Below are 13,935 nucleotides of genomic sequence, written 5' to 3'. Positions count from 1 at the left end.
AAGCGATGACCCAGTCGGACTTCCTCATCCCCGCCCACGCCAAGCAACGCTGGTGGCACAGCCGCAGCGTGCGCCGATTTGCCCGTCATCGACTGGCGATGTTCGGCCTGGTGATGATCATCGTTCTGGTGCTCGCCTGCGTCTTCGGGCCCATGCTGCTGCCCTTCGATGATCTCTATATCGACCTGCGTGGCCGGTTCTCGCCGCCGTTCACGGGCTATCATTTCTTCGGCACCGATCCGCTTGGACGTGACATCGCGGCGCGCCTGTTCATGGCCGGCCGCATTTCGCTGCTGGTCGGCTTCGCTGCGATGGTCATCAGCACCGTCTTCGGAACCGTGCTCGGGATCGCCGCCGGCTTCTTCGGCGGCCGCATCGGCACGGTACTGATGCGTTTCGTCGACGCGATGCTGTCCTTTCCCAATATCTTCCTGCTGCTGGCGATGGCAGCTTTCATCAAGCCGAGCCCGATCATGATCACATTGATCATCGCGGCAACGAGCTGGATGGAGATCGCGCGCATCGTCGAGGCGGAAGTGCGTTCGCTGCGCGAACGCGACTTCGTCGTCGCCGCCCGCATGCTCGGGCTCAGCAACAGCCACATCATGTTTCGCGAGCTGCTGCCCAATGCGATCGGCCCGATCATCGTCGCGGCCACGCTTACCGTTGCCCGCGCCATCCTTCTGGAAGCTTATGTCAGTTTCCTCGGCTACGGCATCCAGCCCCCGCTGCCGAGCTGGGGAAACATGCTGAACGGCGCCCAGCAATATCTCGACAGCGCGCCGTGGCTGGCAATCGTTCCCGGCGCCGCCATCACCCTGGCGGTCACCAGTTTCAACTTCATTGGCGACGGGTTGCGCGATGCGCTCGACGCACGAAGCGACATGCTGTGAGGTCGCCCGGCATGGCAAGGTTTTCGCCGTTTGAAGTCTCGCTCTGGTATGCGACCGCGGCGCCGTCGCCAAAAACCAGCCTGCTGCAAGGACGCAGGCAGGCTGACGTCTGCATTGTCGGCGGCGGCTACACCGGGTTGACCACCGCACTCGACCTCGCCCGCGACGGCATAGACGTGGTTCTGCTCGAAGCCCAGGAGATCGGGTTCGGCGGCTCAGGCCGCAATGCCGGCCACTGTACGCCAACCTTCACCCATTACAGCCTGCCCGAACTGCGCGCCATGATGGGCGAACCGTGGGCCGAAAGGCTGATCGCCCGGCAGACAGGGGCCAACAGACAAGTCGCAGGGATGATCGAGCGTTACGGTATCGATTGCGAATGGCAGCAGAACGGCTACGTCATGGGCGCACTGACGCCCGGCTCCGTCGCCAAGCTTGAGGAAAAGGCGAAGCAGTATAATGCCGTTGGCGCCAAGACGCGGGTGCTCGACAGACAGGCGACTGAGGAAATCACCGGCAGCCCGCGATATCATGGCGGCTGGTTTCATTCCGAGGCTGGTCACCTCAATCCATTGGGATACGCAAGAGGCCTGGCCCGTGCCGTCATCGAAGAAGGTGGTACGATCCACACAGGGTCGCCGGTCTGCGATGTGGCGCGACAGGGTGGTGCCTGGGCAGTTCACGCTGGCGAAGGAACCGTCGTCGCCGACAAGGTCATCTTTGCGACCGGTGCGTACACCGTCGACGGATGGCCTGGTCTCGACCGGACCTACAAGATCCAGAGGGTCTTCGTCGCCGCTACCCAGCCACTGACCGCCAGCGAACGCCAAACCATCCTGCCGCGCAACACGACGATGCATGACGGCCGCGGCGACATCTTCGTCTACAAATACAACGCCGAGGGACGCATCGTCGCCTCGATGTTTCCGATGGGCCGTCGCGGCAGGGACATGGCGTTCACACACCGCCTCATGTCCGATCGCCTGCGCTGGCTCCATCCGCAAATGAGCAGCGACTTGAAATGGGAGTATTTCTGGTTCGGAGAGCTGGACATGCAGAAGCGCACCATCCCGCGATTCTATCGACTTGCGCCGGGCGTCGTCGCGCTGACGGGCCTGTCCGGTCGCGGAGTGCCGACCGGAAGCATGCTTGGCGGCATACTCGGCGAATGGGCGAAGGGCGTGCCTGAAAAAGATCTGTCGCTGAAGCTCGAACCACTCCGGCGAGCACCCTTCTTCATGTCATTCGCTCCGGCCGCAATGTTGCGATACTATCGGGTCTCTGACTGGCTGCGGGCAAAGACGAGCGGGGCTCAGCTCCCACCTCACGCCTAGCGTCGATCGATCGACCTTGTTCCGGCGGACGAGCGCCGACATGTTCCGGACCGGGAACCGACTTCGTCACGGCTGACATGCAACGCACGAACACATCATGAGTTCGGCTGAAAACCCGCTTCCAAGAAGAGATACCGCCGCTGCGATGACCGATTGGGCCCCAGACGCGGCATTTCACGCTGGCTAGATTGCCGCCGCCTCCGCCAGTCCCTTCATGAATTGATAAACTTCCCTTTTGGCGCCGACATCGATGCCGACATTGGGTTCGTCGGCATCGCACCGGGCCGCGCTCAGGCGGCCAATGCCCTCAAGCTCTCCTTCTTGTGCTCGCGCAGATGCTCCATGTTGAGGTAGCGGGTCGCCTCGAGCCAGTTCTCGTGGATCTCCACCGCCAGCGCCCGCACCAGCCGCAGACAGCTCTGCGGATTGGGGAAGATGCGCACGACCAGGGTGCGCCGCTTGATCTCCTGGTTCAGCCGCTCCAGCATGTCCGTCGACTTCATATGCTTGTGGTGGGCAAGCGGCAGCCGATAGAAGCTCAGCGCGTTCTCGGATGGGCCGTCACCGCGATCATGGCAGGCGCGACCGTAGCGATGTTCATTTTCAGCTGGGCCGGGATGGATAAGGACGAAGGGTTGTGAAGTCTGCGCAAGTACGGCGGCGCCGGGGTGAGATTGAGGAAGGCTTAGGCTTAGGCTCTGCAGGCGGCGCGTTCGGGTCTGGGCAATCAAGGTTTGACAATTGCTCACACGAAGACGGCCGATCGCCTACGCCGCCATAACGTTCCACGAGTTTTGCAAATCCGTAGGCGAAGGCGAAAAGAAGCGCCAGGACAACCGCTATTCGGACGGCCATGGAGGGATTGTAGCAAGATCTCGCATAGGATTAAGCATACCGCAAATTGCAGCATCGTCGTTTTTACTGTCCGACCCCAGCTGCCTCCCGCTGAATTCGTCAAGCGCGCCCGGGGCGAAGCTTGCCTTTCTCTGCGGCTGGCGCGATGCTGCCTTCAAATCCGAAATGCCAGCAGGCAATTGAACTTGAGATAATGCCAGCAGGCGAAAAGGTCGAATGGCAGAATAACAGGCCAGGGACGAATTGAGGGCGGCCCTTATGCCTCTGACCCGCTACAGCGGAATATTCGAGCCCGCCGATCTGGACTTGCTCCAGCGGGTGTTCGACCAACTGTGCAAAGAGCGCCGCCTATCCCAGAAAGACCGGGAACAGAGGCAAGCCCTCGCCGAGGAAGTCGTCGTCGTCTTCCAGGACGGGGCGATGAACGAAGCGGAGCTATGGCAGGCGCTTTCGAAGCGTCGCAAGGTTTAGGCTCACCGCGGTTTGTTTAGCGGCCTCGGATCAGCAACCTGGCTTCTCGCAAGAGCGACGCCCAATCGACACTGCCCAAAAGACTCACAAGGTCGCGAGCCTGTTCGTAGGTAACGCCCGTTTCTTTAACCAAGCGTTGCACTACCGGGCCGTCCATCGCTCTGGGCTTGTCGGGTTCGTCGGCCATAGGGGGAAAACTCTTTCGTCCGGCGGTAACGCTATCACCCCGGAAGGGTTCCACCTAACTTCGGAATGGACTCTTCTGTGCGATCTCATACAATCAACCGTCGCCTGCTTTCGAACGGCACAGGGGCGATTGAAAGAGCGTCGATTGCTTTCGCCCTAACGCAAAGAGGGAGTTGGCACAAACGCCATTCACAGGAATCGCTGACCCGGAACAGCTTAGCATTCTCTGCCAAGCTGTGAAGGAGTATTGCCTCACCCACGGCATCTCGGATGAGCAGGATCGCGACGAACGCCGCTTGGCCAGTCATGTCAGCATTTAGGAATGGCGCGAATAGCTTGGAGGAACTGAGGGAGGCGCTGGAAACCGAACAGCCGGACAAGCTTAGGCGATCTTTTGTTTGGACCGCCCATCATCGCTTCGATCAGCGCGACGAGGTTGATCTCCCAAGGTCGCGCGCCAGCGTCATGCATTGCGATGCCATACCGCGGGAAAGGCCTTCCTGTCGAGCCACCGGCCGAAATGGACCGGGTCACACTTTGTCCAGGACGAAATCAAATTCCGCCTTCCATTTTACGTCGCCATCCTGAACCGGAACAAAATCGACGATAAGGGAGTCCTTAACACCGAACACGGCATCGGACTCGATATAGCGGTCGCCCGTGACGAAGATATGCGTGCAGACGCGATCATACCCAGGAGCGCCACATAGGAAGTGCATGTGCGCCGGCCTGTAAGGATGGCGGCCTAACTTCTCCAGCATCTGGCCAACTGGTCCGTCGTCGGGGATCGGATAGGAGACAGGTTTGATGCCGCGGAAGAAGTAGCGACCATCCGCTCCCGTTCGAAAGATGCCACGATTGTTAAAAGGTGGTTGGATGTCCGGTTGCTGGACATCGTAAAACCCCTCTTCATTGTCAGACCATACATCGATGTAAGCGTCGGCAATGGGCTTTCCGTCCAGGTCGAGAACACGCCCTTCATACAAGCAAAGCTCTCCCAGACCATCTAAGTTGATGCTGTCGCCCATCTGCCTTTCGGGCGCGCCATCGACATGGAATGGGCCGTATACAGTGCTCTCCGTCGCGCCGCTCGGCCTCCGGTGATTGATCGCGTCAACCAGCATTGAAACCCCGAGCACATCGGATAGCAGGATGAACTCTTGCCGCGACTGACTGCAGATCTGACCGGTCCGGGTGAGGAATTCGATGGCGACGCCCCATTCCTGTTCCGTTGGTTCGACGTCTTTGATGAAGGCATGCAGATGCGCAACGAGGGACCCCATAACCTGGCGCAGGCGCGGGTTGGTGTTGTTGCCCATGCGCGCGTTGACCGTTTCGGCCGAGTTGTGTTCGTTTAGATACTTCGCCATGTTTCACTCTTCCCATTTGCGCTTGCTCGTCGGTCCACCAAGTCAGACAGTTCCCCCCAATGATGCTTCCAACTGCGCAAGCTCTTGTCCGCCTGCCATCAAATTTTGCAGCTCCTCGGCACTGATATGACCGCGGTCCGCTGTCCCCAGGGTCTTGCCCCGATTGAGAACCGTGAAGCGGTCACCGACTGCTAGCGCGTGCCGGACATTATGCGTGATGAACACGACACCGATGCCCTTTTTTCGGACATAGTCGATGGTCGTGAGGACATTGGCCGTCTGCCGGACCCCAAGGGCTGATGTGGGCTCGTCCAATATGAGAACCTTCGCACCGAAGTAGACCGCGCGCGCGATGGCAACAGTTTGGCGCTCGCCGCCCGAAAGGGTCCCCACTGCCTGGCTGGGCTCGCGCAGGTTGATGCCCATGTGCCGCATTTCCTGCATGGTGATGGCGTCGGCCGTCTCGAGATCGAAACGGCGGAAAGGCCAGATACCCTTCTGGGGCTCTCTGCCCATCCAGAAGTTTCGCGCAACGCTCATCAGGGGGATCATCGCGAGGTCCTGATAGACCGTTGCGATGCCCGCCGCCATTGCGTCTCGAGGAGTTGTGAAGTGGGCGGCTTGCCCACCGACTCTTATCTCGCCCTGGGAAGGCACATGCACGCCAGACATAGTTTTGATCAAAGTCGACTTGCCTGCGCCGTTGTCGCCAAGGAGGCAATGGCACTCGCCGGCCTGCACGTCGAAAGACACTCCAGACAAGGCTATGATGTGGCCAAACTGCTTGCGAATGTCGACCATTTCGAGGATCCGGGCAGCCATCACTTCTCTCCCGTGATCATACGGCGGACATAGGTATTGGCCAGGACTGCGGCGAGCAGAATGCTCCCTAGGAACACTCGGAAAAGCGAGCTTTCAACGTTGGTGAAAAACAGGCCTTGCTGGACGACACCGAAGATAATCGCGCCCAGCGCGGCGCCGACCACAGAGCCGTAACCACCGGTTAGCAGTGCTCCGCCGATCACCACGCAGATGATGGCCTCGAACTCCTTCATTATTCCCCGGTCGGAGGCTGCCGACCCGAACTCGATGACTTGCTCGATGCCCAGGAACGCGGCGCAAAGGGCCGCAACCATGAACATAAGTATCTTCACGCGGGCAACCGGAACACCGACGTATCGGGCAGCTTCCGGATCACCGCCCGCAGCAAAAATCCAGTTTCCGAAGCGAGTCCGGGTGAGAACCCATTGCCCGACAAGCACGAAAACGATCGCCCAAATTATCAACATGGGTATGCCGCTCACGACAGGCTGCCCCATACGCGTGCCCTTTGTGAAGGTTGCGATGATGCCTTGCTGACCAAGCCATTGGAATAGGCCTGTGAAAGCCTCACCGCCGAACAGCCAGGCGATCGGATCTCCGGCCGCGACTTCGCCAACGCCCGAAACAACGGGCTGACGGTTGAATGTAATGGCGCTCCAGATCGTGGCGCCGCGAAGAATGAAAAGAAATGCGAGTGTGACGATGAACGACGGCAGCCCGGTGCGGATGACAAGCCAGCCGTTGATCATGCCTAGGCTTGCGCAGAGCATCATCGTCAGCAGGATTCCTGCCCATACAGGAATGCCGAGCTTCATGACGAGAAGCGCAAATATCATGCCAGAGAAGCCGACCATCGAGCCTAGTGAAAGGTCGAATTCACCCGCAATCATCAAAAGGCATACCCCTACTGCAAGCACAACGAACTGAGCCGAAACCGTGCTCCAATTCATCACTCCCTCGAGGGCGAACATTTGCGTGCCGCCAGCAAGGACCATGAAGAATACGAAAACCGCGATCGTGCCACAGGTGGCCCCGAGTTCCGGGCGGATGAGCGCCTTGTGGAGGCGATGCAGCTCTTTAACGCGTTCGTCTTTGGGGAGCGTGGGCCGTGGGGCCTCGTTGGTCTGCACGTTCGCCATGATTTCCAACTCCTGCCGTAAGGCTACGGCGGAGGCGCAAGCCTCCGCCGTAGCCGATGGTGATTGCCTCAGCGGTATTGCCCCGCCAAGGATTCAACCAACTTGATGTTGTCCTTGGTGACGAAGCCGGGTCCGGAGAGGACTGAGTTCGCAGGGACGACGCCGTAGCGGAGGTAGTTGGTGAGAGTGATCACCGGCAGGTAGCCTTGCAGGAAGGGCTGCTGGTCAATGGCGAAGTTGATGACGCCATCCTTGATCGCCTTCGAGATGTCGGGGTTCAGGTCGAAAGTCGCGAAAAAGATGTTGCCCGCCATGCCGTTGTCTTTGAGAGCCTGAATGGTCGGTATCGCGGTCATCGGGCCGAGCGTGAGGACGGCGCCGGTATCGGGATTGGCAGAGAGATAGGCCTTCACCCTGTTGGCGATTTCCGCTGCATCGGTGCCAGAGTCAATCATCTGCTTGCCGAGCTCTACGCCAAGACCCTTCGCGAAGCCCTGGCAGCGCTGCTCGCCGGCGACGTTCGGAAACAGGCTGTTCACGCAAAGGAACGATTTGATGCCAGCGGCCTTGGCCCGTTCACCGGCGCCTTCGCCCGCGTCGAACTCCGGTTGCCCGACGTGCAGAAGCGCTCCGAGCTTCTTCGACTGCTCCGCCGTTCCGGTGTTCATTGTCACCACCGGGATGCCCTTGGCGACCGCGTCAGCAATCGGGCCGCCGACGAGGTCGGCGTCGGGGATCGTTACGATGATACCGCTCGGCGCTTCTGCAGTGGTCTGCTGAATGATGCGAACCATGTCGGCAAGATCGCCGGTCGGCGGATTGCGGAACGTAACCTCAGCTCCCACTTCCTTGGCCGCCAAGCTTGCGCCGTTCTTCACGGTATTCCAGAAGGTCTCGCTATCGGGGGAATGCTCGATGAGAACGTATTTCTCGCCATCCGCATAAGCCGATACGTTCCAACCGACGGTGGCGGCAACGGTGAATACGGCCGAAAGCAGTGCGTTCTTGAATGAAGATTTCATTGGATCCTCCCTGGTGGAAACTTGCTGTCGCTCTCCCAAAACGGTGACTTGAGGCGACCTCCCCGTTGTCCGGGCCAGCTTGGCTGGATGCGGTCCAACGTGCGTTCATTTATGCAGATAGCGGCAATCGGGATAAACGGGGCTATCAAGGAAACAGTCTTGCGCTACCTGCAAAAAGCTTTCGGCGCGCAATCGAAGACCCGTATTTGTGCGGTAGCTGTGAAGAGCGCGAGTTGCGCAAGAAGGACGCGCCGAGCACGACCGCGATCGACGGCTTTTGCACCGTTTGCTATGAATGTGAGCTCGACAAAGCGCCTGGTGCAGTTAACGAAAACGACGCGCCTTAGATCAGGCGTTAAGATCTACGAGGATCTTCATTTTCGTGCCACTCGGGTCTAGCAGTGGTTCGAACCCCTTGTCGACGAGTTCATCGAGGGAGATGACCGCGTCAACGAGCTGGTCGACCGGCAGCCGCCCGCTTTCTATCATCGAGAACACTCTTGGCCAGAGCGAGGTCGGGTAGCAAAGGGAGCCTTGCAGCCGGATATCGCGCACAATGAGGTCGAAAGGCGAGATCTCCACCTTGCTGTTTGTGAGGCCGATCAACACCACTGTGCCCTGCGGTCGGACCGCCGATAGACAGTCTGAGATTGCGCGCGGATTCCCAGCGCATTCAATAGCGGCGTCGCAACCGAGACCTTCGAACGTTTCTCTGGTGATCGACGACGCCAGAGAGGATTGCGTCGGGTCGATCGTCGTTACCGGAACGCCGAGCTTCTCGATGCGGCGGCGCCTTGCGGCATTTGGTTCACTCAGGAAGATCTTCGCTGCTCCGGCGGCGTGGGCCGCCAGAACCGTCAGCGCTCCCGATAGGCCCGCCACCCGTGATCAGAACCGATCCGCCGGGCACCAGTCCACTGCGATCAATCGCAGTCACCGCTACAGCGGCGGGTTCGACCAAGGCACCCTGGCGAAACGTCAAATTGTCGGGCATTTTCACGGTGGCGTAACCCTTCATCACCGCGTATTGCGCGAAGCCGCCCCAAGGCCAGGTCAGCCCGGTGGCCGCCCCGCGCGTTCCCAGGAAATGCAATCCGCGAACGCCAAAATAGCCGTCAAGCGGTCCCATATGGGGCTGGATGGAAACGCGATCGCCGGGTTTCAGGTGCGTGATTTCACCGCCCACCCTCTCGACGACCGCGCTGAACTCGTGTCCCAGGATTTGCGGAATAGAGGCGCCTGAGAATGCATTCGGTTGAGGCGAGATGAATATCGGACCGGCAGCGAACTCATGAAGGTCGGTCCCGCAGATTCCACAGAGTTGGTTTCGAACGAGAACCTCGTCGGGAGCGAGCTCCGACGGCAATTCTACTTCCTCGACGCGAACATCGCCCTTCGCGTGAAACCGGGCTGCTTTCATATCAGACTGTCCTTCACTGAGTTCGCCCGAGGTGCGGAGCCTTCGTTCAAGTAACTTGGCTGCGCGTGGAACGCTCCCGGCTACATCCGTCAAACACGTCAAACAATTGACCGGATCGATCCTCCATCGACGCCCCAGACTGCCGAAGTCACGAAGCTTGCAAGGTCGGAAGCGAGGAAGACGAGGACGTTGGCGACCTCGTCGGGCTCGCCAAGGCGCTGGAGTGGCAGCTGGCGAAGCTTCATCTCATGCTCCACGGCGGCTTGCGGCTCCATCGTGTGATACTTGCCCATTGTCTCGGCGAACCCGCCTGGCTTCGTCCAAAACGGCGTCCAGATGGGACCGGGCGCCACCGCGTTAACGCGGATCTTGGGGCCTTCGGCGCGAGCAAGCGCTTTGGTCAGGGAAAGCACCGCAGCCTTCGACACCGAATAGTCGATCGGCACAGGTTCGGGTTGCCGGGCAAGATCCGATGCGTTGTTGACGATCACACCGCCCTTCTCGCGAAGGATTGGCAACACTTTGCGGATGGCGCGCACGTAGCTCATGAAATTCAGGGCCAAGGTGGCATCCCAGGCGGCATCATCGACGTCGTCGAAGGAGCGGATCGCGCCCGACCCGACATTGTTCACCAGAATATCGATGCGATTGCCAAAGGCGGCGAGTAACTTGTCCATGCCGTCGGATACGCCGCGCGCGGTCGAGAGGTCTCCAGCCGCGGTGTGCACCGTGACCCCGAGAGCCTTGGCAGCCTCGGCTACCTTCTGCATTTCGGCCTCATCGATATCCAGGATGCCGACGTGCGCACCCTCCTTCGCGAACGCTATAGCCGTGGACCGACCAATTCCGTTCGCACCGCCAGTGATAAAGGCGACTTTACCTTTGAGACCAGTTTCCATTGCTCTTTCTCCCTGTAGTTCCGCTCAGACTGAAGCCCCTTCGGCTCCCGTGCGAAAATCAAAGCCAGCAGTCAGGCCGCCGTCTGCGACGAGGTCTGCACCCAAGATTGCGTGGGCGCCGTCAGACAAAAGGAACAGCGCTGCCCGAGCGACTTCGACCGCCTCCAGAATCTTCCCCTCCGGCTGCCTGTTGGAGCGCGTCGCCAGGAATTTGTCGCCGTCGGTGGCGGATTCGAGGTGGCGCTTGAACAGTCCAGCCATCATAGGACCGGGGCTGAGAACGTTGATGCGAACGCCGGCGCGGGCATGGTCCAGGGCTGCAGTTCGAGCAAGTTGCCTTACCGCAGCTTTGGTTGCGTTGTAGACAGCCAATTGCTGCTCGGCCAATCCCGCATTTACCGATGCCACCGCCACGACTGAGCCCCCTCTCGTCTCCATCAGCGGGATCAATGTGGCCATTGCAAGCGCAGTGCCCGTGACGTTCACGTCCATCGCACGCGCAATGACCTCTGGGGTCGTGTCCGGTATGAAACCCGTGTCGAGGATCGCTGCCGAGGTAACTAGACCCAGCTTCCCGGAGCCGGCGGAATTGATGGCGTCTTGCACCTTTGTCCAGGTGCTCCGGTCGGAAACAGAACCTAGAACCTGAGAATAGCCTTCACGTTCAGACAAAGCGGACGTCGTCAGATCCACTCCGACGACCTTCGACCCACAATCCAGCAGCAAAGTCGCGATCTCGCTTCCAAGGCCGGACCCGGTGCCAGTAACGACGACTATGTCGGGCAATCCGAAAGTGACCGTTGGCATTTAGGTATATCCTCCAATCTTAAACGGCGATCGACTAGGCAACGCAATTCAGGCCTATCCGACGGCAGTATGCGATCACACAGCGCTCGAGAGCGCGCGCCCAGACGACGAGGCGACTGCTTCTCCGTCCTGGACGTAGTCAACTTGGTGCCTCGCGATGCGCATACCCTCCAACTCATCTCGGACTTTCAAATGAGCCGGGTGTGTGGCGTAAGCAGCAAGTGCTTCCTTGCTGCTGAACTCGGAATATAGGACCACATCGCACGCGTAGGATACCCGGCTGAAATCCACACCGATCTCCAGGTGGAGGAGCCCGGGAATGAGGCCCCTGAGGCCCTCGAACCTCAATTTTATTGCAGCGGCAGCCTGATCTTTCTCGGTCTCATTTGCGCCGGCAACGCTCCACATGACGATGTGCTTTATACAGTCGCCAACAGTTCGGTTTTCAATGCTGGGGAGACCCATCCGATCCTCGCAGGCGTGTGACAACTGATTATCGTCAGCAGGAATTGCATTTGCCGTAGAGACGATAAAGACTGCCAACGAGAAAACACCTTCCCGCTGGGCGCAAAAATGGATCGCTGGACCGAATTGGACGTGTTCGTAAGGATCGCGGAGGAAGCGAGCCTAACTCGAGCAGGAGAGACGCTCGGAATGTCTATTTCGAGCGTAAGCCGCTACCTGATGAACTTAGAGACACGCCTTGGCGTTCGCCTGGTGCACCGATCCACCCGCCAATTGAGTCTCACGAGCGAAGGTGAGCAGTTCTACGGGCAGGCACGGGAAATCATGCACAGCCTTCTCGACGCCGAAGCAAATGTGTCAGCAAAAGCGGCTAGCCCGAATGGTCGACTGCGGGTCGGAGCCTCTCTTTCATTTTCCCTGCTGCATCTGATGCCTGTCGTGCAACAGTTTCGCGATCGATACCCCAACGTCACTATCGATATCGTGTCCTCAAACCGATATTATGACATCGTCGAGAATGGCCTCGATCTCGCAATCAGAACGCGCCGTGTCGAAGCGGACAGTTCCATTACAATCAGGCGCCTTGCCGAGACGCGGCGTCTTTTGGCTGCGTCTCCAGCCTACCTGGAGCGTCGCGGCACTCCCCGCCATCCCAGTGATTTGGCCGAGCACGATCTCATTCTCTACACACTCGCCGATAACTGGAACCAATTCAATTTCCGCAAGGGCGATGACCAGGTCAGGATCGACGTGGACGGCATCATCAATGCAAATGATGGCCAGTTGATCTGTGTGGCTGCACGAAACGGGTTGGGAATTCTGGCCCAGCCAGCCTACATCATACAGGCCGATCTTGACGCCGGGCGGCTCGTCAGGGTTCTGGATGATTGGGACTTGCCCCGCCTTACCATGAATATCGCGTTTCCTACGAAGGTCATGCTTCCAACACGAACCCGCTTGTTCATAGATTTCCTGGTCGAACGCTTCCGCGTCGGCGAATACGAAAAGATCTGGACCAGCTGAGCAGTCGAGGCGGCATTGGTGACGACTGGTTATGCTCTCTCCAATGCCACGGCAATTCCTTGTCCGACACCGACGCACATGGTGGCGAGCGCACGCCTGCCGCCCGACAGAGACATTTCGATTGCGGCCGTGCCGGCAATGCGGGCGCCCGACATGCCCAAGGGATGACCCAGTGCGATCGCACCGCCATTGCGGTTAACCCGATCATCATTCAGAGCTACCCCTAGCTCACGAAGCGTCGCCAGACCTTGCGAGGCAAAAGCCTCGTTGAGTTCGATGACGTCGAAATCATCCGCTACCAAGCCCAAACGGCTCATCAACTTCTGAGATGCGGGTGCCGGCCCGATGCCCATGATCCGCGGCGCAACGCCTGCGGTAGCGCCGGCGACGATGCGAGCAATCGGCGTCAAACCATTCTTCTTGGCGGCAGTCTCGGTTGCGACGATCAAGGCCGCGGCGCCGTCGTTTACTCCTGACGAGTTGCCAGCTGTCACGCTGCCACCATTGAAGAGCGGCTTCAGCTTGGAAAGCGTTTCGAAGGTCGTAGCGCGAGGATGTTCGTCACGGTCGACGATCAGGGGATCGCCCTTGCGCTGAGAAACGACAACAGGTGTGATTTCCCGTGCCAGGCGCCCGTTCGACTGCGCGTTTGCCGCCTTGTTCTGGGAAGCGAGCGCAAACAGGTCTTGATCCTGCCGACTGACCCCGAAATCGTCTGCAACGTTCTGGCCAGTCTGCGGCATCGAATCGACACCGTAGCGCGCCGCCATCGCTGGATTGACGAAGCGCCAACCGATAGTCGTGTCGTGGACCTCTGCATGTCGAGAGAATGCCGTTTCTGCTTTGGGCAATACGAAGGGCGCTCGCGACATGGATTCGACGCCCCCTGCGATCACAAGGTCTGCTTCCCTTGCCTTGATAGCGCGGGCCGCGGTGATCACAGCATCCATGCCTGAGCCGCAGAGCCGGTTCATCGTCGTTCCGGGCACCGTTTCAGGTAGTCCGGCTAACAGCAACGACATTCTGGCGACGTTGCGATTGTCTTCGCCAGCTTGGTTCGCGCAGCCGAATATCACCTCATCCACCGCTTGCCAGTCGAGGGACGCGTGCCGCTTCATCAGTTCCTTCAGCGGAACGGCTCCGAGGTCGTCAGCTCGCACCGATGAAAGCATGCCGCCGAAGCGGCCGATCGGCGTGCGGACGTAGTCGCAGATAAACGCTTCGCTCAT

The 13,935-nt window shown here is 59.4% G+C and carries 14 protein-coding genes and 1 pseudogene; 4 read left to right on the top strand and 11 right to left on the bottom strand.

The window, feature by feature from the left end; genetic code table 11:
- The first annotated feature begins 5 nt into the window (after positions 1-5).
- On the top strand, positions 6-893 hold the full coding sequence (locus EH240_RS28260) for an ABC transporter permease (protein WP_125004739.1): 888 nt from the start codon (positions 6-8) through the stop codon (positions 891-893).
- An 11-nt stretch (positions 894-904) separates the two neighbouring features.
- A complete protein-coding gene (locus EH240_RS28255; RefSeq protein WP_125004737.1) occupies positions 905-2,227 on the top strand; it encodes an NAD(P)/FAD-dependent oxidoreductase in 1,323 nt (440 codons plus the stop codon).
- Positions 2,228-2,517: 290 nt separating this feature from the next.
- Here EH240_RS28255 and EH240_RS40195 read toward each other — a convergent pair.
- Positions 2,518-2,778: pseudogene (locus EH240_RS40195) on the bottom strand (transposase); the annotation flags it as partial.
- A 562-nt stretch (positions 2,779-3,340) separates the two neighbouring features.
- Between EH240_RS40195 and EH240_RS28245 the strand changes: the two are divergent.
- Complete coding sequence (locus EH240_RS28245) at positions 3,341-3,553, top strand: RNA-binding protein (RefSeq protein ID WP_167484192.1); 213 nt, start codon at positions 3,341-3,343, stop codon at positions 3,551-3,553.
- Positions 3,554-4,269: 716 nt separating this feature from the next.
- Here EH240_RS28245 and EH240_RS28240 read toward each other — a convergent pair.
- The 9 genes from EH240_RS28240 to EH240_RS28205 all read right to left on the bottom strand — a co-directional run bounded on the left by EH240_RS28240 (position 4,270) and on the right by EH240_RS28205 (position 11,761).
- A complete protein-coding gene (locus EH240_RS28240) occupies positions 4,270-5,109 on the bottom strand; it encodes an intradiol ring-cleavage dioxygenase (protein ID WP_125004734.1) in 840 nt (279 codons plus the stop codon).
- Between the two features lie 42 nt (positions 5,110-5,151).
- Positions 5,152-5,931 (bottom strand): ATP-binding cassette domain-containing protein, encoded by a 780-nt coding sequence (locus tag EH240_RS28235; protein ID WP_125004732.1) that lies wholly within the window; start codon positions 5,929-5,931, stop codon positions 5,152-5,154.
- Positions 5,931-7,070 (bottom strand): ABC transporter permease, encoded by a 1,140-nt coding sequence (locus tag EH240_RS28230; RefSeq protein WP_125004730.1) that lies wholly within the window; start codon positions 7,068-7,070, stop codon positions 5,931-5,933. The genes EH240_RS28235 and EH240_RS28230 overlap by 1 nt, the downstream gene beginning before the upstream one ends.
- A gap of 68 nt (positions 7,071-7,138) precedes the next feature.
- Positions 7,139-8,131, bottom strand: a complete 993-nt coding sequence (locus tag EH240_RS28225; protein ID WP_245436441.1) for a sugar ABC transporter substrate-binding protein — start codon at positions 8,129-8,131, stop codon at positions 7,139-7,141.
- A 309-nt stretch (positions 8,132-8,440) separates the two neighbouring features.
- Positions 8,441-8,974 carry a zinc-binding dehydrogenase gene (locus tag EH240_RS39280; protein WP_245436439.1) on the bottom strand — a complete coding sequence of 178 codons (534 nt, stop codon included), beginning with the start codon at positions 8,972-8,974 and terminating at the stop codon, positions 8,441-8,443.
- Positions 8,901-9,512, bottom strand: a complete 612-nt coding sequence (locus tag EH240_RS39275; RefSeq protein WP_245436437.1) for an alcohol dehydrogenase catalytic domain-containing protein — start codon at positions 9,510-9,512, stop codon at positions 8,901-8,903. The genes EH240_RS39280 and EH240_RS39275 overlap by 74 nt, the downstream gene beginning before the upstream one ends.
- Positions 9,513-9,610: 98 nt before the next feature.
- Positions 9,611-10,411 carry an SDR family NAD(P)-dependent oxidoreductase gene (locus EH240_RS28215; RefSeq protein WP_125004728.1) on the bottom strand — a complete coding sequence of 267 codons (801 nt, stop codon included), beginning with the start codon at positions 10,409-10,411 and terminating at the stop codon, positions 9,611-9,613.
- Between the two features lie 24 nt (positions 10,412-10,435).
- Positions 10,436-11,218 (bottom strand): SDR family NAD(P)-dependent oxidoreductase, encoded by a 783-nt coding sequence (locus EH240_RS28210; RefSeq protein ID WP_125004726.1) that lies wholly within the window; start codon positions 11,216-11,218, stop codon positions 10,436-10,438.
- Between the two features lie 75 nt (positions 11,219-11,293).
- Positions 11,294-11,761, bottom strand: coding sequence for a Dabb family protein (locus EH240_RS28205; protein WP_245436435.1), 468 nt, complete (start codon positions 11,759-11,761; stop codon positions 11,294-11,296).
- A 30-nt stretch (positions 11,762-11,791) separates the two neighbouring features.
- Between EH240_RS28205 and EH240_RS28200 the strand changes: the two genes are divergently transcribed.
- A complete protein-coding gene (locus tag EH240_RS28200; protein ID WP_125004724.1) occupies positions 11,792-12,706 on the top strand; it encodes a LysR family transcriptional regulator in 915 nt (304 codons plus the stop codon).
- Between the two features lie 29 nt (positions 12,707-12,735).
- Here the strand turns inward: EH240_RS28200 and pcaF are convergent, their stop codons facing one another.
- Positions 12,736-13,935 (bottom strand): 3-oxoadipyl-CoA thiolase, encoded by a 1,200-nt coding sequence (gene pcaF / locus EH240_RS28195; RefSeq protein ID WP_125004722.1) that lies wholly within the window; start codon positions 13,933-13,935, stop codon positions 12,736-12,738.

The sequence above is a fragment of the Mesorhizobium tamadayense genome, assembly GCF_003863365.1.
GTDB lineage: Bacteria > Pseudomonadota > Alphaproteobacteria > Rhizobiales > Rhizobiaceae > Mesorhizobium > Mesorhizobium tamadayense.
Note: the sequence above shows the minus strand (reverse complement) of the source record. Positions and strands in the feature narration are given on the sequence as shown.

What these genes read in the sequence shown, in the direction of transcription:
- EH240_RS28245 (WP_167484192.1), top strand. Translation starts at nt 3,341, where the DNA reads ATGCCTCTGACCCGCTACAGCGGAATATTCGAGCCCGCCGATCTGGAC.
- EH240_RS28230 (WP_125004730.1), bottom strand. Translation starts at nt 7,070, where the DNA reads ATGGCGAACGTGCAGACCAACGAGGCCCCACGGCCCACGCTCCCCAAA.
- EH240_RS28240 (WP_125004734.1), bottom strand. Translation starts at nt 5,109, where the DNA reads ATGGCGAAGTATCTAAACGAACACAACTCGGCCGAAACGGTCAACGCG.
- EH240_RS28215 (WP_125004728.1), bottom strand. Translation starts at nt 10,411, where the DNA reads ATGGAAACTGGTCTCAAAGGTAAAGTCGCCTTTATCACTGGCGGTGCG.
- pcaF (WP_125004722.1), bottom strand. Translation starts at nt 13,935, where the DNA reads ATGAGCGAAGCGTTTATCTGCGACTACGTCCGCACGCCGATCGGCCGC.
- EH240_RS28255 (WP_125004737.1), top strand. Translation starts at nt 905, where the DNA reads ATGGCAAGGTTTTCGCCGTTTGAAGTCTCGCTCTGGTATGCGACCGCG.
- EH240_RS28260 (WP_125004739.1), top strand. Translation starts at nt 6, where the DNA reads ATGACCCAGTCGGACTTCCTCATCCCCGCCCACGCCAAGCAACGCTGG.
- EH240_RS39275 (WP_245436437.1), bottom strand. Translation starts at nt 9,512, where the DNA reads ATGAAAGCAGCCCGGTTTCACGCGAAGGGCGATGTTCGCGTCGAGGAA.
- EH240_RS28200 (WP_125004724.1), top strand. Translation starts at nt 11,792, where the DNA reads ATGGATCGCTGGACCGAATTGGACGTGTTCGTAAGGATCGCGGAGGAA.
- EH240_RS28235 (WP_125004732.1), bottom strand. Translation starts at nt 5,931, where the DNA reads ATGGCTGCCCGGATCCTCGAAATGGTCGACATTCGCAAGCAGTTTGGC.
- EH240_RS28210 (WP_125004726.1), bottom strand. Translation starts at nt 11,218, where the DNA reads ATGCCAACGGTCACTTTCGGATTGCCCGACATAGTCGTCGTTACTGGC.